At 56.5% G+C, this 21,047-nt stretch carries 16 protein-coding genes, 1 tRNA gene and 2 rRNA genes (1 of these 19 running past the window's edge); 3 read left to right on the forward strand and 16 right to left on the reverse strand.

Annotated elements, in window-relative coordinates:
* Positions 1-51 precede the first annotated feature (51 nt).
* Both KW403_RS04700 and KW403_RS04705 read right to left on the reverse strand, forming a co-directional pair.
* Positions 52-1,572, reverse strand: coding sequence for a sugar ABC transporter ATP-binding protein (locus KW403_RS04700; protein WP_223021596.1), 1,521 nt, complete (start codon positions 1,570-1,572; stop codon positions 52-54).
* 42 nt (positions 1,573-1,614) lie between these two features.
* Positions 1,615-2,562, reverse strand: a complete 948-nt coding sequence (locus KW403_RS04705; protein ID WP_223021597.1) for an ABC transporter permease — start codon at positions 2,560-2,562, stop codon at positions 1,615-1,617.
* Positions 2,563-3,111: 549 nt separating this feature from the next.
* Between KW403_RS04705 and KW403_RS04710 the strand changes: the two genes are divergently transcribed.
* A complete protein-coding gene (locus tag KW403_RS04710) occupies positions 3,112-4,104 on the forward strand; it encodes a LacI family DNA-binding transcriptional regulator (RefSeq protein ID WP_223021598.1) in 993 nt (330 codons plus the stop codon).
* A 42-nt stretch (positions 4,105-4,146) separates the two neighbouring features.
* On the opposite strand, the gene eno is transcribed toward KW403_RS04710, so the two are convergent.
* The 11 genes from eno to KW403_RS04765 all read right to left on the reverse strand — a co-directional run bounded on the left by eno (position 4,147) and on the right by KW403_RS04765 (position 17,232).
* Positions 4,147-5,457 (reverse strand): phosphopyruvate hydratase, encoded by a 1,311-nt coding sequence (eno, locus tag KW403_RS04715; protein WP_223021599.1) that lies wholly within the window; start codon positions 5,455-5,457, stop codon positions 4,147-4,149.
* On the reverse strand, positions 5,454-6,461 hold the full coding sequence (locus tag KW403_RS04720; protein WP_223021600.1) for a phosphotransferase family protein: 1,008 nt from the start codon (positions 6,459-6,461) through the stop codon (positions 5,454-5,456). Before KW403_RS04720 ends, eno begins: the two co-directional genes overlap by 4 nt.
* Before the next feature lie 193 nt (positions 6,462-6,654).
* Positions 6,655-8,148 carry an FGGY-family carbohydrate kinase gene (locus KW403_RS04725; protein WP_223021601.1) on the reverse strand — a complete coding sequence of 498 codons (1,494 nt, stop codon included), beginning with the start codon at positions 8,146-8,148 and terminating at the stop codon, positions 6,655-6,657.
* Positions 8,149-8,208: 60 nt separating this feature from the next.
* Positions 8,209-9,930 carry an ABC transporter substrate-binding protein gene (locus KW403_RS04730; protein WP_223021602.1) on the reverse strand — a complete coding sequence of 574 codons (1,722 nt, stop codon included), beginning with the start codon at positions 9,928-9,930 and terminating at the stop codon, positions 8,209-8,211.
* Positions 9,931-9,965: 35 nt separating this feature from the next.
* Entirely contained in the window at positions 9,966-10,241 is a 276-nt protein-coding gene (locus KW403_RS04735) for a DUF2160 domain-containing protein (RefSeq protein ID WP_246637895.1), read from the reverse strand.
* A 13-nt stretch (positions 10,242-10,254) separates the two neighbouring features.
* Positions 10,255-11,136, reverse strand: a complete 882-nt coding sequence (locus tag KW403_RS04740; RefSeq protein ID WP_425518221.1) for a carbohydrate ABC transporter permease — start codon at positions 11,134-11,136, stop codon at positions 10,255-10,257.
* A complete protein-coding gene (locus KW403_RS04745; protein ID WP_223021603.1) occupies positions 11,133-11,996 on the reverse strand; it encodes a carbohydrate ABC transporter permease in 864 nt (287 codons plus the stop codon). The genes KW403_RS04740 and KW403_RS04745 overlap by 4 nt, the downstream gene beginning before the upstream one ends.
* Complete coding sequence (locus KW403_RS04750; RefSeq protein ID WP_223021604.1) at positions 11,993-13,108, reverse strand: ABC transporter ATP-binding protein; 1,116 nt, start codon at positions 13,106-13,108, stop codon at positions 11,993-11,995. Before KW403_RS04750 ends, KW403_RS04745 begins: the two co-directional genes overlap by 4 nt.
* Positions 13,101-14,195 carry an ABC transporter ATP-binding protein gene (locus KW403_RS04755; RefSeq protein ID WP_223021605.1) on the reverse strand — a complete coding sequence of 365 codons (1,095 nt, stop codon included), beginning with the start codon at positions 14,193-14,195 and terminating at the stop codon, positions 13,101-13,103. The genes KW403_RS04750 and KW403_RS04755 overlap by 8 nt, the downstream gene beginning before the upstream one ends.
* A complete protein-coding gene (glpD, locus tag KW403_RS04760) occupies positions 14,192-15,754 on the reverse strand; it encodes a glycerol-3-phosphate dehydrogenase (protein WP_246637896.1) in 1,563 nt (520 codons plus the stop codon). Before glpD ends, KW403_RS04755 begins: the two co-directional genes overlap by 4 nt.
* A gap of 56 nt (positions 15,755-15,810) precedes the next feature.
* Complete coding sequence (locus KW403_RS04765; protein ID WP_223021607.1) at positions 15,811-17,232, reverse strand: FAD-binding oxidoreductase; 1,422 nt, start codon at positions 17,230-17,232, stop codon at positions 15,811-15,813.
* A 49-nt stretch (positions 17,233-17,281) separates the two neighbouring features.
* Between KW403_RS04765 and KW403_RS04770 the strand changes: the two genes are divergently transcribed.
* Positions 17,282-18,244: a LysR substrate-binding domain-containing protein gene (locus KW403_RS04770; protein ID WP_223021608.1), complete on the forward strand. Its 963-nt coding sequence runs from the start codon at positions 17,282-17,284 to the stop codon at positions 18,242-18,244.
* 145 nt (positions 18,245-18,389) lie between these two features.
* On the opposite strand, the gene KW403_RS04775 is transcribed toward KW403_RS04770, so the two are convergent.
* Positions 18,390-18,466 (reverse strand) — tRNA-Met (locus tag KW403_RS04775).
* Between the two features lie 103 nt (positions 18,467-18,569).
* A 5S ribosomal RNA gene (gene rrf, locus KW403_RS04780) occupies positions 18,570-18,684 on the reverse strand.
* A gap of 36 nt (positions 18,685-18,720) precedes the next feature.
* Between rrf and KW403_RS19440 the strand changes: the two genes are divergently transcribed.
* Positions 18,721-18,849, forward strand: coding sequence for a hypothetical protein (locus tag KW403_RS19440; RefSeq protein WP_281425579.1), 129 nt, complete (start codon positions 18,721-18,723; stop codon positions 18,847-18,849).
* A gap of 16 nt (positions 18,850-18,865) precedes the next feature.
* Here the strand turns inward: KW403_RS19440 and KW403_RS04785 are convergent.
* A 23S ribosomal RNA gene (locus KW403_RS04785) occupies positions 18,866-21,047 on the reverse strand; it runs 614 nt beyond the window's last position.

Here is a 21,047-nt window from a genome sequence, read left to right on the forward strand (position 1 = left end):
ATAGTTCACGTGAACATTTTCGTATGAACAAGCCGCAAAGGTGGGAAGGCTCTAAGCGTCGGCGACTGCGACCTCCCCATGCGCAAAGACGCCTGACGCCTGATGGTGCAAGAATGTCTCGGTGATTTGATCGTCGGACGCGATCGCAGCAATGCGACCTTCATGCATGATGACGACGCGGTCACACAGACCGACCGCCTCCATCAAATCCGAGGAAACAATGATTACGCCAATACCATTCTCCGCCAGGTCGCGCATCATTCGGTAGATCTCGATCTTTGCACCGATGTCGATCCCCTTTGTCGGTTCATCGAAGATGATGATTCGTGGCGAGATCGCCAATCCCTTCGCAATCAGCACCTTCTGTTGATTTCCCCCGCTCAGGTTGACGCAAAGCTGTTGAACGTTGGAGGATTTGATACTCAGGCTGCTACGAAATTCCGCCGCCAGACGTTCCTCTTTGGCCACACTGAGGAAGAAGCCGCTTACGATATTGTCCAGGTTCAACGCCGAGGTGTTCTGCTGGATGCTTTTCTCCAGAAACAAACCTTCGTTCTTTCGGTCCTCTGTCAGGTAGACGATGCCATGCTTCAACGCGTCGGAATACCGAGAGATATCCAGGACCTCGCCGTTCATCGATAGCTCGCCGTCCTGTTTCGCATCCAGGCCACAGAGGCATTTGAACAGCTCGCTGCGCCCGCAACCAATCAGTCCGGAGAAGCCCAGTATCTCGCCGCGCTTCAGGTCAAAGTCGATGCCGTGGAAATGGGTGGCGTGTTCGAAGCCGCGCGCCGACAGGATCGTATCCCCGGTCGAGCTGGCTTTGGGCGGAAAGAAATCAGCCACTTCTCTGCCGATCATCTTGTTTATGATCGACATCTTGTCCACCTCGTTCACGTTCAGCGTGTCGATGTAGTGGCCATCTCGGAGGATCGTGACCCGATCGCAGATGGTAAAGATCTCTTCCATTCGGTGGCTGATATACAGGATACCGACCCCGCGCTTCTTCAGTGCCGCGATGATCTTGAACAAGTCCTCGGTTTCGGTTTCGGTCAGCGACGAAGTAGGCTCGTCGAAGATGATCACCTTGGCATTGATAGAGATTGCCTTGACGATCTCAACAATCTGCTGCTGCGAAACAGAGAGCCGGCTCATCTTCATCCGTGGGTCCAGATCGAGATGAAACTTCGTCATCTCATCTCTTGCCCGGCGGTTGAGTTCGGTGAAGTTCACGAACTCCATCCGGCCGCGTGCGATCTTGTTCATGAAGATATTCTCGGCGATCGAAACGTCCGGGCAATTCACCAGTTCCTGATGAACCAGGCTGATGCCCATGTTGATTGCGTCCAGAACATTGTTGAACCTGACCGGTTTGCCTTCAACGATCAGGTCGCCATGATCCAGCGAATAGACCCCTGACACGATCTTCATCAGCGTGGATTTGCCTGCGCCGTTTTCGCCGACAAGGCTGTGCACTTCACCTGCACGCAGTTCCAGATGCACGTTCTCGAGAGCCTTCACACCCGGGAAAGACTTCGAAATGTTTCTCGCCTCGAGAATAATTCCATCCATCGTTCTACCCTCCCAAATCTGCCCGCCAATCGCCGCGAACGCTCAGTGTTTGCGATCACCACGCCTCAGGACGAACGCATCCAGAAGAACCGCCAGAAGCAGGATGACGTTGCTGATCAGGGCCTGCCAGTAAACCGAAACCCCCAACAACACGATTGCACTGCTCACGAAGCCGAGGAAGATGAGGGCAAGCGAGGTGCCGATGATGGACCCCTGCCCCCCATTCAGCGTGGCCCCGCCAATCACCGCAGCCGCAATCAGCTGGACTTCCATCCCCAGGCCGAAATTCGGCGAGGCCGAGCTGAACCGCGCCACCGACAGCACCCCGGCCACACCGCAGAGAAGTCCGATGAACGCATAGACACCAAATTTTATCCGATTGACGTTGATGCCGGAGAAATGCGCAGCCACCTCGTTGCTGCCAATATAGACGGCCTTACGCAGCACCTTGGATTTCTTGAGAAAAATGTGGGTTGTGATCGTCAGTACAAAGAAGATTATGATCAGGTAGGAGACGCCCATGACCTTGCCGCTACCGATCTCGCGTAGCCAGACCGGCATCTCCCGCATGGAGATCGGCGTGCCTTTTGTTGCCACCAGCGTCACGCCACGGCTGATCCCCATAATGGCCAGCGTTGCAATGAAGGCGCCCAATCGGAAGCGGGTGATCAGGAGCCCATTCAAACACCCGAAAAACAGTGCCACACCGACACCGGCCATCAGCGCGTACCAGATGTTGGTGGCCAGGAAGACCTTCCCCAGAACCGCCGCGCTGATCGCCACAAGCCCGCCAACCGAAAGATCGAGCCCCCCGATTACCAAAGCTATGGTAACGCCGATCCCGACGATCCCGGTGATCGAGACGCTCAGCATCGTGGTCTGAACATTGTTCATGGTTGCGAACATTGGTGACACGAACGACAGCACCAGAAACATCGCACCAATCAAGAGAACCAGTGTTGCCTCGCGATACTGCAGGACATGTTTCATGACATCCCCGACCGAAGACACTTGGAACCGAGACGCACCACCTGTGCTCGTCATTGCCGGTAGATTGTTACCCATCGAGCCCTCTCCCTATCCCTCCTCACCCTGCTGTGTGGGTGACTGACAATCATCCCGTCAGGCGCAATTCTCTCGAACTGAAATAAGCAGCGCATCACGCATTCAACGTGGGGCGCGCTCACTGCCTCGCGTGATCGTCGCATTGCAAGTCGCATTGCAAAATGTTCACGTGAACAATATGATTGGACACCGGGCATGTCAAGCCAATGAATATGATGACCGAAACAGCACAAGGAATCCGCCAGCCGGCTTAGTTCCGCTTCGTACAAATGCCGCAAAGCGGCCCGCGCAGCTGATTCTCCCGGTGGAAACGGGCGCGGTGATCACGGCGACAACCATCTGGCAAGAATGCCGGCAGGCATGGGGTCGCTCAGGAAAAAACCTTTTACAACCAGCTCGGACACATGATTGAGCTTTTGTCATGCCCACGCCGGTCAACTACTATTCGGCGAGCGACAGGCGAAAGGAATATTCGTGGCCAGACGAGTAACCATCAAAACGATTGCCGAGGATCTGGGTATTTCCCACATGACCGTGTCGCGCGCGCTCTCAAACAGCACGAACGTTCGGCGGGAGACGCGTGAGCTTATCCGAAAGCGCGCTGCGGAGATGGGCTACGTCAAAAGCGCTGCAGCAAGCGCGATGCGCGGGGATGCGACCCGGATAGTGGGGCTCCTGGTTCCAAATCTGGTGAACGAGTTCTATGCACGGTTTGCCAATACACTGGCCCTTCTATGCGAAGACAACGACCTTCACCTGATAACGCATCTGACGAATGATGACCCCAACCGGGAGCGTTTGGCGTTGATGAAGCTGCAAGAACTGCAGACCAACGCAGTTGTGACGGTTCCAGCACCTGCGACACAGCCCCACGGCAAGCAGCTGTTTCAGGGTATGAAGCCCATCCAATTCATTCGCACCCAGCCGCTGCCATTTGCTTCGGATTCCATCGTGATCCACGACGCCGAAGCGATCCGACAAGCGGTTGGTCATCTGGTGTCGAGGGGGCATCAAAGGATTTCTTATTTCGGAGGCCATGCTTCCCTGTCCTCAGGTCGGCAAAGGAAGGCCGCGTTCCTGGAGGCAATGGAGGCCCACAACCTGACTGTGCACGAGGGGCTGATCCAGACAGACAGCCCTTCCTTCGAGATGGGCGCCCGAAAGGCGGCCGCCGTCCTCGCGGGGCAGATCGACAGCAGTGCGATCATTTGCGGCGGGTTTGAGATTTCCAACGGCGCACTCGATGCCTGCCTGCGGGCCAACGCTGTATTTCCACGGGACGTGGCCTTTGTTGGCTATGGCGATCCTGGATTCTATCGCTGGATACAAGGTGGCATCACAACGATCTCGTTGCCGATCGACCAGCTGGCGGAACAGGCGCTGCAACGCCTTCTGCAGCTTGATCCGGACGCTCCTGTCCAGCAACACGGCTTTGCTGCAGAGTTCATCCTGCGCGCCTCGGCCTGAACGCACCGATAAACGTTCCGCCGCTCTACACCGTTCAGGACATCAGCGGCGCTTGCCCCACCAGGTATCAGCCAGAGGATTGCCCCCCACGAAACTACCGGCGCCCAGGTCACATTCTATGCGCAGACATTCGTTCCACTTTGCCATGCGCTCGGACCGCGTGAAGGAACCCACCTTCAATTGCTTGCAATTCAAGCCAACGGACAGATGTGAAATCGTGGTATCCTCGGTTTCCCCCGAACGAGCAGAGATCACGGGACGGTAGCCCGCGCCTTCTGCAGCAACAACGGTTTCGATGGTCTCGCTCACCGTTCCCGCCTGATTCAACTTTACCAACACAGCGTTGCACGCGCCCTCTGAGACCGCCTCTCTCACGAGGTCTGCGTTTGTCACGAGGTAATCATCCCCAATGATCTGCACCTTGTGTCCATAGGCTTTGGTGAACGCGATCATGCCCATCTTGTCGTCCTCGCCCAGTGGATCCTCGATCGAGACGATTGGGTAATCTTCCATCCAGCGGCCAAGCAGCTCGTTGAACCCGTCTGAATCCATATCGCGATCATCCAGCGCCAGCCGGTACCGCCCCTTCTTTCCAAATTCCGACGCCGCAACATCCAACGAGATGAGCACACGCTCACCGGGCACCTCGCCCGCAGCCTCGATTGCGCGAACCAGCGTTTCCAGCGCCTCTTCATTGCTATTAAAAACGGGCCACCAGCCACCTTCATCCGCCACGCCCAGGCCGCCGCTCCCGACCTTCTCACTCATCAGTCTGCCAGCGGCGAAATATACGTTCGAAGTGATCTCCATCACTTCATCGAAGCTTTCGGCACCGGGCACCATGATCATGAAATCCTGGATATCCACCCGCTGCGCCGCATGAGCACCGCCTCCGAAAATCTGAATCTCGGGTAATGGAATCGCGGGCTTGCGATCATACGCCTTGCTGATCCATGCCCAAAGCGGCACGCCCGCATTGGCGGCTGAGGCATGAAGACAGGCCAGAGAAGTGGCCACCATCGCGTTGCCGCCAAGGCTGGATTTGAACTGGCTGCCATCAAGATCGATCATTGTTCTGTCGATCATGGCCAGATCGTCGCAGTCCATCCCGATGATCGCCGGGGCGATGCGCTTGATCACGTTTTCGACCGCACGCGACACGTTCTTGCCGGCGAGAAAATCTCCGCCATCGCGCAGGTCGAACGCCTCGCGCGCTCCGCGCGACGCACCAGCTGGAGCAATAGAGCGGCCCATGGCACCGCTTTCAAGGTGAACGTCGACTTCCACCGTTGGGTTGCCGCGGGAATCCCAGACTCGTCTGGAAGCCACTTCCTTGATTGCCGAACCGCTCATGATTTCATTGCTTCCTTGAAAAGAGAAATAAGGCCATCCAGCGTGTTCACCGGATTGGCGATAATGGACAGGGACAAGGCGCGTATCTGCTCCCTGTGCTCCGGCGCCAGATATTCCACGGGCGATTTTCCGTCGATACGCGCCAACATCAGCATTGGCAGCAAGCGTGCGATGCGCTGTTTCAAAGCTGCCGGGTCTTCCCAGTCGACGGCTTCGAAATAGGTCTCGGCGAACTCGGCGATGGCGGTCAGAAACGGCTCTGCATGCTGCGGCAGGTGAAACCCCTTCAGCACCAGATGATTGAGGCAGAAGGCCACATCGAAGGATGCGTCCCCCATCGTCGCGCATTCTGCATCCAGAAGGACCGGAGCTCCATCGCGGAACAGGATATTCTTGGGACTGACATCGCCGTGGCTCAGAACCGCATCGCTCTTGAACAGCGCGTCAGCCATATCGGTCAGAGCGTCCGAAACCTCGGGGTGCACACCGGCGCTGAAGCGCAAATAGGGGTCCAGACGCAATGCATCGAAGTCCATCGCATTGTCGAACCCTGAACGATCAAAGGTCGGGCGGGATGAACGCTGATGCACCCGGCTCAACAGCCTGGCAACTACAGCCGCTTCTCCCTGCGCCGGGCCTCGCTCCAACAGCGCGTCCTTCCAGACAACCACCGTGTCGCCAGTAACGAATTCCATGGCGAAGCCGTTTGCCGCCACCGAGCGCCCGTAGAGCTTCGGGAAATAGTCCGCAGCCATCTCAGAGGCAACCTTGAGCCAAGCATACTCGGCTGCATTGCGATGCACCGGGGCGTGCCAATCCTCTTTCACTCGCAATTTGGCCAGCGCGAACTTCACGCAAAAATCGCCGTTCTCGGTCTCGATCCTTGCGATGTCGGAGGCAACCCCACCCGCCAAAGGCGTCACAGACCTGATCTGTCTCCTGCTTGCCAATCCCAACTCTTTCAGTAAGGCGGCCCCTCTGTATTCGATAGAAGCTTCTGCCATGCCCTCTCCAAAACCAGAAATGTTCACGTGAACATATCGCAAGTTGACCTCTTGTCAATTGAAGATCAGCTTCATCGGACAAACGATGAGGGTTGCGGCCGGACCGAGCGAGCTGCCGCGCGTTCGGCCAGCGCTGGAAATGATACGAAAATGTCGACGCCGACGAGGATCAGGTTCTCAGATCACCGGCTCGTCAATTGCGATAGATTGCGCCGTACAGGGAGGTGAAACTCTCGCGAATTTCAGCATAAAGCGACGTTTGGCGTTCATCGGGAGCATAGGTTTCAAGAGTATTCACCATGGCCTCCACGCCTTCATCTATCGTTGAAAACATACCAGCTCCGAATGCAGATAAAATTGCCGCTCCCAACAAGCCGGCTTCATCTTCCTTCAACCGTTTCACCGGGCGGCCATAAATGTCGGCCTGTATTTGTGACCAAAGTGCGGAATTGGCACCGCCCCCGGTCAGCCGGATTTCGGTCAGCTCCAGCCCCATTTTCTCGAACTCTTCGAGAATGAGCGCATTCTGAAAAGCCACACCTTCCATAATCGCCCGCGCCACGGCTCCCAACCCGTGCCCCTGCGTGAGGCCGTGGAATGTGCCGGTGGCGGCCCCGTTCCACTGCGGCGCGCCAGCGCCGGCCAAATACGGTAGAAACACTAATCCGTTACAGCCGGGAGCAATCATCGCGGCCATTTCATTGAACAGGCTGTATTCAACACCATTTCCGTTGACGACATCCTGAGTCAGGTTGCGCAGCCATTTGAGGGCCGCACCAGCTGTGTTCTGCAAACCCTCACTGATGTATTTTCCAGGATAGGCATGAACCTCGGCAGGAATAGCCCGGTTTGCATCGAATGGGGGATTATCGAAAGAGCAGATAATGACGCCGGCAGTGCCCAAAGTGACCGAGCCAATTCCGGCTTGCGTGACCCCAGCCCCGATACCCGCGCATTGCTGATCACCCCCGCCTACGACAAGTTCAGTTGTCACCGACAAGCCAGTGCGAGAGGCGATCTCAGCCGATATATTTCCCAAGCTTGATCCCGAAACGACGAGTTCCGGCAGTTTTGCGAAATCAATGTCGGTAGCCTTGATAAAGGACGGCTCCCAATCATTCTTCCGCACCGAGAACAAGCCGTGAAGCGAAACATTCGACAAGTCTTCCACGAACCGTTCGGAACCGAATCGCTTCAGGAGGAATCCATGCGGATTCATGAATTTATGAGTTCTTGCGTAAATCTCGGGTTCTTCATCCTTCAGCCACATGATTGATGGCAAGGTCCAAACATTAGCTATGGGAAGACCGGTTGTGTCGTAGAATTTCTTGTCTCCGATCACCTTCCGGATGTAGTCGCACTGGGCGTCCGAACGGTTATCCTGCCATGATATCGCGGGGCGAAGAGGACGGCAGTCCTCATCAACCGGTATCAGAGTGCAGCGCTGGGTGCAGAAGGACAGAGCCCTGATGGCGTCAGGCCTTACGCCGCTTGCACGCACCACGTCAGTCAGCACGTCCACACAGGTTTCAAACAGTCTTTCCGCGTCTTGCTCGACGCGATTGGGCGCCGGAAACTCGCATGGATATTCCTTATAGGCGGTGCCGAGCCGAGCGCCTGCCGTGTCGAAGATAATCGCCTTAGCACCCGTGGTCCCGCAATCAACCGCTGCGATGAAATCCTTCATACCATCCTCCCAAGTCGCCCTAGGAAGGGGCGCATCCCCCACGCGCCCCTTCCGTTGCGATTATTTCACTCGGCCTTCCTGCCATGCCTGAAGCAACTCTGTGTAAGGCACGGTCTGGCCCTGCGGCTTTTCGTTGGCCAATTTTGCCTTCGGCGCGCCCGGTTGCGAAAACCAGAATTCCGGATCTTTCTCCTCATTCAGTTTCGGCGCGCAGCGATCCATGCCGGCCCGTTCCAGACGTTGCAGGACACGGTCCATCTGACCTGCCAGCCGGTCCATTGCCTCCTGGCTGCTCATCTCGCCTGTGACTGCTGCTGCGACATTCTCCCACCAGAGCTGCGCGAGCTTCGGATAGTCTGGCACGTTCGTGCCGGTCGGCGTCCAGGCAACCCGTGCCGGCGAGCGATAGAACTCTACAAGGCCACCAAGTTTGGGCGCCCATTCGCTCATGACGTCCGAATTGATGTCACTCTCTCGGATAGGTGTGAAACCGTGGAGAGTGCGTTCCAGCGATACCGTCTTGGAGGTGACGAACTGGCTATAGAGCCATGCGGCAGCTTTGCCCTTTTCGGAAGCCGAGTTCATGATCGTGAACGCGGCCACGTCCTGATAGCCCAGCTTCATGCCTTCTTCCCAATAAGCACCTGCAGGCGATGGAGCCATGCGCCATTTCGGCAGACCATTTTCGTCCGCAACTGCCACACCGGGTTGAGCCGCACTCTCGGCGAATACCGTGTACCAGAATATCTGCTGTGCGATCTGCCCCTGGTTGGGCACCAGCCCCGCCTCGTAGAAGTTCATCGCCTGGGCTTCAGGAGGGGCGTAATCTGCCATCCAGTCAATGTATTTTTGCAAGCTGTACACGGCAGCAGGGCCATTGGTGGCACCACCGCGGGAGACGCTGGCGCCGACCGGGTGACATCCTTCGACCCGAATGCCCCACTCGTCTACGGGGATGCCATTCGGGATGCCCACGTCGCCCGCTCCGGCCATCGATAACCAGGCGTCGGTGAAACGCCAACCCAAGGAGGGATCCTTCTTTCCGTAGTCCATGTGCCCGTAGACGCGCACACCGTCTATCTCCTTGACATGGTTGGTGAAGAAATCCGCGATGTCCTCATAGGCCGACCAGTTGACCGGAACCCCGAGCTCATAGCCGTAGATCTCCTGGAATTGCTTGCGAAAATCTTCCCGTTCGAACCAATCGGCCCGAAACCAGTAAAGATTGGCAAATTGCTGCGCCGGTAGCTGGTAGATGTCTCCATCCACATCCTTGACGAAATCGATGCCGATGAAATCGTCCAGATCCAGCGTCGGATTTGTGTACTTCGCTCCCGGACCTTCCATGTATTCGGTGAGATTCATGACTGCGGAATTGCGGAAGTGGGTTCCTATCAGGTCACTGTCATTGATGTATGCGTCGTAGATGTTCTCACCTGACTGCATCTGCGTCTGGATCCGCTCGATGACGCCGGCCTCATCGACCACTTCATGCGTCACCTCGATACCGGTTATCTCGGTGAACGCCTTCGCCAGAACTTCTGCGTCATATTTGTGAACCGGGATTCCGTCCGAAAGGACCTTGATAGAGACACCATCGAGATCGGTTGCTGCATCGATGAACCATTTCATTTCAGCCAGACGTTCATCCGCACTCAAGGTGGAATCGTCGAATTCTTCTGCAACCCAGCGTTCGGCGGCTTCCATGTCCGCGTGAGCAACATGGCTCCAGGCGGTCGCCGCCAAAACGGTGGAGGCAAGTAGTGAGGTCTTTATTCGCATAAGGTTCTCCTCCCATAATCTGCGAATGCTGCCGCCTATCCCCGTGCGAGGATCAGTGCGGAGACAGCCAGGCCAATACCGAGCGCGATCCACTGGCTCGCATCGGTAAAGGCGATCCACAGGATGTTGATCCACCCCGTGACAAGCAGGGCGATGAACAGGCGCTCCCCCCGCGTTGTGGTGATTTTCAAAAAGCCCTGGCGCGCGACCGTCGGCCATAGGATTTCCAGCATGGTCATGGTCAACAACAGCATCGCGATCACGGCGAAAAACACGGCAGTCGTCGGTGTCCAGGCCATCCATTCCAACATGATGATATCCTCCTCAGACCCGCCCCATGGCAAAGCCGCGGGCGATGTGGTTGCGAACGAACCAGATTACGAGAATGCCGGGCACGAGGGTCAGGACGCCGGCTGCAGCAATGAGGCCCCATTCAATTCCGGCGCCGGAATAGACTCGGGTCATGACGGCAACGATCGGCTTGGCGTCAGCGGTCGTCAAAGTGCGTGCAAGGATGAGCTCAACCCAACTGAACATGAAGCAGAAGAAAGCTGTAACCCCGATACCTGAACGAATGAGCGGGATCAGAACTGTCAGGAAAAAGCGCGGGAAGGAGTAGCCGTCGATATAGGCGGTCTCATCCACGCTTTTTGGCACACCCTTGAGAAATCCTTCCAGAATCCAGACTGCTAGTGGAACATTGAAGACGCAATGCGCAATGGCCACAGCTATATGTGTGTCGATCAATCCGAAGGCGGAATAAAACTGGAAATAGGGCAGGACGAAAACGGCTGGTGGCGTCATCCGGTTGGTCAGCAGCCAGAAGAACAGGTGCCTGTCTCCAAGGAACCGGAAACGACTGAAAGCATAAGCCGCCGGCAGGGCAACCGCCAGACTGATGATCGTGTTCAGCGTCACGTAAAGTGCCGAATTGATGTAACTCGACCACCAGCTGTGCGTGGTGAAGATGATGCGGTAGTTTTCCAGAGTGAAGGTCTGGGGCCAGAGAGTGAGTTCACTGATGATCTCATTGTCTGTCTTGAACGACATCACGACGAGCCAATAGATCGGTGCGAGCAGGAACAGGAAAAACAGGCTCAGCACCAGCTTTTTAAGAAGCGGTTTGCGACCCGGCCGAACCCGGGCGGCAGCAGAGGTTTGAGTCCCCGCGAGGGAAGGCGTGGTGGGCATGGTTTCAGTCATCATTCGCCCTCCTGAGTCCGGGTGATGGAGCGGAAGAAAACGAAGCAGAGCGTAACGATGATCATGAAGTAGATGATCGAAAAGCTCGCCGCCGGGCCGAGGTCGAATTGGCCGATGGCCTTCTTCACCAAGGTCTGGCTGAGAAACGAGGTGGAGCTTCCGGGGCCGCCGCCGGTGATCACGAACAGTTCGGAATAGATCATCAGACTGTCCATCAGCCGGAGCATGATGCCGATGGTCAGAACGCCTGACAGCTTGGGAAGCTCGACATAGCGGAAAACCTGCCAGCGTGACGCGCCGTCGATCTGCGCTGCCCTGTAATAGGCTGGATCAATCGCGCGCAATCCAGAGTATGCAAGCAGCACGATCAGCGACGTCCAGTGCCAGACGTCCATGACGATGATGGTGAACCAGGCATCCACGACATCTCGGGAATAATTGAAGTCGATGCCGAGTGCCGAAATCGCAGCGCCTCCAAGGCCGATATCCGACCGCGCGAAGATCTGCCACATCACGCCAACAACGTTCCAGGGCATGAGAAGTGGCAATCCCAGAATGATCAGGCACAGGGCCACTGACCGGCCTCGCTTCGGCAGTGCAAGAGCGATCACGATGCCAAGCGGCACTTCGATCAGCAGAACCAGGCTCGAGAACATAACCTGACGAAGCAACGCGTTGCGAAGTTCGAAATCGCCCAACAGTTCCTCAAACCATTCCCTGCCGACGAAGTAAGCATTGCCCGGACCGAAAATGTCCTGAACCGAGTAGTTGACCATCGTCATCATCGGAATGACCGCGTTGAATGCAACGATCACCAGAACCGGCAGAACCAGAAGCCAGGCGCGATTGTCCTTAACGTTCATGATGCGCCTCCGAAAGCGGACTTGGGAAGGTCAACCCGTTTCCGGTTTTCAAACAGGCGGATGGCGCCGGGCTCTGGTGCCAGATGCACCGTATTTCCAACCTGTACCCGGACCTGTTGATGGACACGGGCAAGCATTCGCCCCGGGCCGATATCCACCGACACGATCTGCTCGTCGCCGTGATTTTCTACTTTGGTCACCGAGCCGGGAATGGTACCCGCTGCGCCAGCATCACGGAGCGACACGAATTCCGGTCTGATCCCGAAGGTGAGATCCTTGTTGCCGGCTTTCAGGCGCTCGGATAAACCATTCAGGGCAAAACGGGATTGGCCGACAACAAGATCATCTCCATCGACTTCGCAACTGATGAAATTCATCCCCGGCGTGCCGATGAAGTAGCCGACAAATTCATGGGCGGGATTGTTGAACAGTTCTTCGGGCGAACCGACCTGCACCACTTCGCCATTGTCCATGACGACCACACGGTCTGCCAAGGTCATGGCCTCATGCTGATCATGGGTCACATAGATCAGCTTGACGCCGAGATGGAGTTGCACCGCCTTGAGCGTCCGGCGCAGGGCCATCTTCTCAGCAGGATCGATGACCGTCAGTGGTTCATCAAGGAGGATCGCTGAAACGTCCTCGCGAACGAGACCGCGCCCAAGCGAGATGCGTTGCTTCTGCTCTGCAGAGAGCCCGCGCGCCTTCCTGTTTAGAAGAGGCGTCAGGCCAAGCTCTTCGCCAATGAAGCCGACCCGTTCCCGTATTTTCGCGACCGGCACGTTCCTGGTCTTTAGCGGGAAGGCCAGGTTCTCGCCAACCGTCATCGTTTCATAAACGACCGGAAACTGGAAAACCTGCGCAATATTGCGTTCGCGCGCATCAAGCGCGGTGACGTCGCGCCCATCAAAGAGAACCTTCCCTTCTGACGCTGTCAGCAATCCAGAAAGAATGTTCAACATGGTCGTCTTTCCCGAGCCAGACGGTCCCAAAAGGGCGTATGCCAAGCCCTCCTCCCAAGTCAGGTCGACGCTCTTCAACGCGTAATCATCGTCGCTCTCAGGGTTTGCGAGATAGCTGTGACGCAGCTTGCAAAGTCGTATTTCAGCCATTGGCCGCCCCCCCGTTCGGACTGGCTACCAGGGCACCGGACCGATCGAAAACCAGCATGTGGGCCGGGTCGAACCTCACATGCACCGTCTGATCGATCACGTAGTCGTTTATGCCGCGCTCCTTGATGGCCAACATGGCGCCGCACGCGCGCGCATAGATGAAGGTGTTGGAGCCAGAAACCTCGATGAAGTCTACCTGGGCCGGGATCCCTGTTGCCGACTGGTCGGTGAAGAGATGATGAGGAAAGACGCCAAGCTGGTAGTCGCCCGCATCCAGAGCGGAGGTGTGGACGGGCTCTGGGCCGATCTCGGTATCGCCGGCGAACCATTTGCGGCGAGCGCCATCAAGCTCGAGACTTGCAGGAAGAAGCGAGACGGGTGGCTCGCTGACCTGCCTTGCTGCCGTCACGTTTCGCGGGCTCCGGTAAACCTCTTCGGCAGCACCGTGCTGAACCAGATGCCCTTCGCTCATGATCACGACGTCGCCGTTCAGCACAAGAGCTTCGGTTGGTTCGGAACTGGCGTAAACGGCAATGGTTTGGCTGTCGGCGAAAATTCGACGGAACTCGCCGCGCAAGTGTTCGCGCAGCTTGTAGTCCAGATTCACCAGTGGCTCATCCAGCAATATGAGCTGCCTCTTCCGCGCAATGGTTCGAGCAATGGCGACACGTTGTTGCTGACCACCGGACAACTCCAGTGGGAACCGGTCAAGAAGATTGGAAATTCCGACAATATCAGCGACATCCGTGACGCGCTGCCTGATCGCTTCATTGCTTTCGCCGGCATTGCGCAGAGGCGCTGCAATGTTTTCGAAAACGGTCTTGGCAGGATAATTGACGAACTCCTGATAGACCATACCGACCGACCGCTTGCGGACATTGACGCCGGTCATATCGACGCCGTCGACCAGAAGCCGCCCACTGCTCGGTTTTGTCAGGCCGGAAAGGATGCGCAGCAATGAAGTTTTGCCCGCGCGCGTCGGACCGACGACGGTCGTGAAGCTCCCCGGTTCCAGCGTCAGGTCAAACGGATAGAGCCAGTCATCTCCATCGACATTTAAAGCAATCTTCTCGGCGACAATGCTCATGATGCCGCTTCCCTGGGACTGGAAGCCTGTCTGGTCTGGCTGATGTAATCGGCCAGTTGGTCAATACCGCTGGCAGGAAAACGTAGTCCGCATTTGGTGCGGCGCCAGAGAATATCCTCCACACTCACCGCCCATTCGTTTTCAATGAGATAGTCCACTTCCGCCCGGTACAGGTCGCCACCGAAGCAGGGGCCAATATCCGCGAGTTCGTCCGCCCCAGCGAGAACCATGTGAATACGCGAACCATAGGTTCGGCATAGCCGGACGAGAAGCGTGTATGGAAGCCAGTGATAGCGCTCCTTCAGTGTCCGGGCGTAGGCGAGTGGACCATCGGTCCCGATGTCGGCTCCCGGCAATAGGGTGTTCTCCGTCCTGCTGGGGCCGACATCGCCCGGGAGGAAGTCGTGCAACTCTTTCAGGACATGCGCGGCCAACCGCCGGTAGGTGGTCAGCTTGCCACCCAATATCGTCAGGAAGGGCGCGCCGCTTTTATCGGGGCCCAGATCCAGCTTGAAGGAATAGTCACGCGTGACAGTCGTCGGATTGACGTCCCGCGACTTTCCCTCCTCAAACAGCGGACGAACGCCGGAATAGGTCCAGACAATATCCTGAGCCGAGACAGCGCGGGAAAAGAAGCGGTTTACGGCGGCGAGCAGATAGTCTCGCTCTTGCTCGGAAATCTCCACGCAGCGCGGGTCGTCGTCATGAATGTGGTCGGTTGTGCCGACCAGCGTGTAGTCGGTTTCGTACGGGATTGTCACAACGATGCGCCCGTCGCCAACCTGAAGCATGGTAGCGTGCTCGCCTTCGTAGAGGCGCGGTACAATGATATGGCTGCCCCGAACGAGCTTTGAGGAATAATTCGTTGAGACACCCGGCACGGCTTCGGCGATGGGGACGGCCCACGGGCCCGCCGCGTTGACAATGGCCCTTGCCTTAAGGCTTCGACTTGCCCCGCTCTCCCGGTCAACCGCAGTTACGTCCCAGACCTCCTTCTTTCGTGTGGCGGTTTGAAATGCTGTCCGTGCGTAGATGTCCGCGCCATCGTCATGTGCGCCCTGAAGATTGGCAATAACCAGTCTTGCATCATCCACCCAGCAATCGGAATAGACGAAGGCCTTGTCAAATTTGGCCGCAAAACCGAAACGGTCCGCCTGCCGTGAGAGACGAATGGCTTCTGCCCCCTTGAGCGTGACGCGTGCAGCGAGATGGTCGTAGAGAAAGAGACCGAGCCTGACCAGCCAGGCAGGTCTGCTGCCCGGCACGACCGGCATGACAAAGCGAAGCGGCCATGTGATATGGCCCGCCTTTTTCAGAAGGCGTTCACGTTCAGAGAGCGACTCACGAACAAGCCGGAAATCGTAGTATTCCAGATAACGCAGTCCACCATGAATGAGTTTGGTGGAGCGTGAAGACGTGCCGCTGGCAAAGTCGTCACTTTCCAGAAGCGCCACCTTGAGCCCGCGGCCTGCAGCATCGGCCGCCACACCGGCACCATTGATGCCGCCGCCGATTACCAGCAGATCATAGCAGTCGTTATCGCCTCTAATCTGAGACACCGTCTCCTCCCCAACTCCAAGAAAAATCCGCATTCCCTCCCGGTGTGGCCGACTTGTTAAGGTCGCCGCAATCCGAGCTTGCCGGGGTTGAGGATATTGTTCGGATCAAGCGCGTCCTTGACGCGCTGAAGAACAGCGGCCCCGCTTTTAAGAGCGCGCTGCACATAAGGGCCGCGTGCCAGGCCTGCGCCGTGATGATGTGAAATCGATGCACCGGTCTGCAGACTGGCTTCCATGGCGATTTCCCAGATCCGCCTGATCCGCTCCTCAGCGGCGGAACCGTCTTCTGCTTCGCCAAGAAGGATCACGTACAGCGATACCCCTGTCGTGTAGACATGACTGAAATGCCCCAGCACCTCGTCGGCCATGGGTTCCAACTGTTCTGTCAGGAGCTTGTAGGTATCCATGATCCGCTCCCAGTTGTTCGAAATCTCAATGGTTTCAGCCACACCCTCGGGTCGCGTTACAAAGCTTTCGATGGTCGAAAAATCGAACCTGCGGTGCGTCCAGGCCTCCGATCCTTGCGGCCCCAACAGCTCGCCTGAGAACTTTGTACAGATCGTGCGGAGCGCTTCCATCTCCGCCCGTGCCGGGCCTTCCATCCCTTCGGTTCCCAGAAACATCACGGGAGACGGGAAGGACTTATCCTGCATTGCGTGGCGCGCTTCGGCAGTGTCATAGAAGCGAAGCAGGGACGGTCGGAGATTAGCCGCCATGATTGCCCGCATCGCATCAACCCCGAGCTGAACCGAAGAGAACCTGACTGTCTCGAAGGTCTGGAATTCAGGAAGAGGGAAGATCTTCAGCGCGACCTCGGTGATCACGCCCATTGTGCCTTCGGAACCGATCATCAGGTGGCGCAAGTCCGGACCAACAGCCATTCTGGGCAGATCGACCGTTTGCAGAACCGACCCGTCCGCCAATACGGCGTTGAACGAATAGGCAAGATCCTCGATCCCCCCGTAACGACTGGACAATTGCCCGGTTGCGCGCGTGGCCAGCCATCCCCCGACCGTCGATCGATAAAGGGATTGGGGCGAGTGGTTGAGCGTAAATCCGAGGCCACGCAGGTGCTCTTCGAGGTCTCCTCCCATCACACCGGCCTCGACCCGGACGATCAAATTGGTCGTATCCACAGCCAGGATGCGGTTCATGCGGGAGAGATCCAAAGTGATGCCGCCATATTCGGTGAGCGGTTGACCGACAACAGACGATCCCAGCCCCCAAGGCGTGACGGGGATCCTCTTCTCGTTGGCCCAGCGAAGAATGGCTTTGACCTCGTCTTCGTCGGCCGGGTAGACGACGGCGTCAGGTCGGCAGGGAGACTTACCGTTCTGCCGCCATTTTGCGGCAACTGGCCACCAGTCGAAGCTGTGTTCTGTGAGCCCGGCTTCTGTAACATCCACCTGAGAGGCAGTACCAACAAGCTTCCTCAGTTCTGCCAAAAGATCGAATGCCGCATTGTCGAGGACGCTCATTTATCGTTCTCCCTTTTCATCCTCAGCAATGAATGACGGAAAACGCTACTTGATCAAAATCGATAATTTGATATTTTCATATCGATTTTATCTATATATGAGCCCCATGAGTTTCGCTGAGCTAAAGGCTTTCGACGCAGTTGCCCGCCACTTGAGCTTTGTTCGAGCAGCAGAGGAGCTGGGACGCACTCAACCGACGCTGACGATGCAGGTTTCGCAACTTGAGCGCTCGTATGGTGCGGAACTGATCATCCGCAACAGGGGCAAGATCAGAAGTCTGACTCCGCTGGGCCAATCCCTCCTCAAGATCACCCGCACCATGTTTGCTCTCGAACGTGATGCTTATGAACTGTTGCGCGATACCGGTGCCTTGACAGGTGGCGAGGTGCGATTGATCGCAACATCTCCAATTATGATCATCCGGCTAACAAAAGCCTTCAATACACGCTTTCCAAATGTCGCCTGCAGATTGACCTTCGGCAATTCCGAAGAGGTCCTTAAAAGCATTCTGGATTGTGAAGCCGATCTCGGAATCCTGGGCGGGGCCGTTCACCACGAGGAATGTTTGACATTGCCGGTAGCCAAGCCGGAAATCGTCCTCGTCGGACATAAGGATTATTTGAAGGGCAAGCCCAGCGTCTTGTCTCGAGAGGACTTCTCCAAGGAAACTCTCCTAATCCGCGAGGTCGGATCGGAGACAAGAGAGCTTCTGATGGAGAAGGCCAACAAGCACAATTATCGCCCGAAACGAACGATGGAAATCGGCCGCCGCAGCGGAGTGTTGGCAGCAGCTAAGGCTGGGATGGGCCTGGCAGCCGTTTCGGAACATGAGATTGACGATAACCCGGCGTTGAGAATTGTCCGACTGAAAAGCTTTCGCGTGTTTGGCGTCAACCACGCGGTCTGCCTCAACAGCAGATCCAGAACACCGATCATCAAAGAGCTCCTGAGTTGCTTCGGCCCTTCGTTCTCACAGCAGAACGGTTCACGAATGGGCTCGTTCAGCGATTGACGGGTATATTCAGGGCCAGCAGGTCAGTAGGATAGCGAGAAGCTGTTGCGTTTCAGGCGATGGTTGCCCGTGTATGCTTCATGGGAGGCGCGGGGGCGGGTGTTGAATCAAAAAAAGCGCTCGTTTGAGCGCTTTTTGATTGATTTGGTTGCGGGGGCAGGATTTGAACCTGCGACCTTCAGGTTATGAGCCTGACGAGCTACCGGGCTGCTCCACCCCGCGTCAATGTTTTTGCGTTTTTGCCTGTTTTCATGACAAAAGGCCGCGTGTTGCGGCCTTTGTCGTTTTTGGCTTTGTTCAGAGAAGATTTCCATGCGTTTAGCAGACCTGGCAGCGACCTACTCTCCCGCGTCTTAAGACGAAGTACCATCGGCGCTGGGGCGTTTCACGGCCGTGTTCGGAAAGGGAACGGGTGCAGCCGCCCCGCCATAACCACCAGGTCGGCGAAACGCATGTAATCGAGAAGCTGGTTTTTGATGCCTGATACGGGCAAAGCCCGCAAGGCCAAGCGGCCGTCGCGCATGATTGCGCTTGCCGTCCGCCGGATAGCGGCTTTCGCCGCGCTCATCCGCAAGGACAATTGCGATGAGCATAAGCCCAGATGAGCATAAGCAATGAGAATGATTCAAGCCTATCGAGTTATTAGTACCGGTAAGCTCCATGCGTTGCCGCACTTCCACACCCGGCCTATCAACGTGGTGGTCTCCCACGACTCTCAGGGAATACTCGTTTTCAGGTCGGTTTCCCGCTTAGATGCCTTCAGCGGTTATCCGTTCCGTATATAGCTACCCTGCTATGCGGCTGGCGCCACAACAGGTCCACCAGAGATACGTCCATCCCGGTCCTCTCGTACTAGGGACAGATCCTGTCAATATTCCTACACCCACGGCAGATAGGGACCGAACTGTCTCACGACGTTCTGAACCCAACTCACGTACCGCTTTAAATGGCGAACAGCCATACCCTTGGGACCTGCTCCAGCCCCAGGATGCGATGAGTCGACATCGAGGTGCCAAACAACCCCGTCGATATGGACTCTTGGGGGTCATCAGCCTGTTATCCCCGGCGTACCTTTTATCCGTTGAGCGATGGCCCTTCCACGCGGGACCACCGGATCACTATGACCGACTTTCGTCTCTGCTCGACTTGTCAGTCTTGCAGTCAGGCAGGCTTATGCCATTGCACTCAGCGAACGATTTCCGACCGTTCTGAGCCCACCATCGCGCGCCTCCGTTACTCTTTAGGAGGCGACCGCCCCAGTCAAACTACCCACCATACACTGTCCCGGATCCGGATAACGGACCGCGGTTAGACATCCATATAGATAAGGGTGGTATTTCAAGGATGGCTCCACGCGAGCTGGCGCCCACGCTTCAAAGCCTACCACCTATCCTACACATGCCGACACGAATGCCAGTGTAAAGCTATAGTAAAGGTGCACGGGGTCTTTCCGTCTAACCGCAGGAACCCCGCATCTTCACGGGGAATTCAATTTCACTGAGTCTCTGCTGGAGACAGCGGGGAAGTCGTTACGCCATTCGTGCAGGTCGGAACTTACCCGACAAGGAATTTCGCTACCTTAGGACCGTTATAGTTACGGCCGCCGTTTACCGGGGCTTCAATTCAGAGCTTGCACTCCTCCTCTTAACCTTCCGGCACCGGGCAGGCGTCAGACCCTATACGTCGTCTTGCGACTTCGCAGAGCCCTGTGTTTTTGATAAACAGTCGCTACCCCCTGGTCTGTGCCACCCCCATCCGGTTGCCCGAACAAGGGTCACGCTTATCCCGAAGTTACGCGTGCATTTTGCCGAGTTCCTTCAGCAGAGTTCTCTCAAGCGCCTTGGTATACTCTACCAGTCCACCTGTGTCGGTTTCGGGTACGGTCTATATGGAGGAGCTATTTCCTGGGACCACATGGCTGCCTCTCCAATCCGATAAGGAAAGACAACGTCCGCAATCCGTCACTACCTCCAGGCCCACGAATATTAACGTGGTTCCCATCGACTACGCCTTTCGGCCTCGCCTTAGGGGCCGGCTAACCCTGCTCAGATTAACTTTAAGCAGGAACCCTTGGACTTTCGGCGAGGGGGTCTCTCACCCCCTTTATCGTTACTCATGTCAGCATTCGCACTTCCGATACCTCCAGGAGCCCTCACGGGTCTCCCTTCATCAGCCTACGGAACGCTCCGCTACCGCTTGCAAAGCAAGCCCAAAGCTTCGGTGTATGGCTTTAGCCCCGGTACATTTTCGGCGCAAAACCCCTTAATTAGACCAGTGAGCTGTTACGCTTTCTTTAAATGATGGCTGCTTCTAAGCCAACATCCTGGTTGTTTTGGGAGTCTCACATCCTTTCCCACTTAGCCATAACTTGGGGACCTTAGCTGTTGGTCAGGGTTGTTTCCCTCTCCACGACGGACGTTAGCACCCGCCGTGTGTCTGCCGACTAGTACTCCTCGGTATTCGGAGTTTGGTTAGGTTTGGTAATCCGGTGAGGACCCCTAGCCCATCCAGTGCTCTACCCCCGAGGGTATTCGGTCGACGCTCTACCTAAATAGATTTCGCGGAGAACCAGCTATTTCCGAGTTTGATTGGCCTTTCACCCCTAGCCACAAGTCATCCCGATCTATTGCAACAGATATGGGTTCGGTCCTCCAGTAAGTGTTACCTTACCTTCAACCTGCTCATGGCTAGATCACTCGGTTTCGGGTCTAATGCAACGTACTGAACGCCCTGTTAAGACTCGCTTTCGCTACGCCTACACCTACCGGCTTAAGCTTGCACGTTACATTAAGTCGCTGACCCA

This window comes from Nitratireductor kimnyeongensis (assembly GCF_019891395.1).
In the GTDB taxonomy this organism is placed as follows: Bacteria; Pseudomonadota; Alphaproteobacteria; order Rhizobiales; family Rhizobiaceae; genus Nitratireductor; species Nitratireductor kimnyeongensis.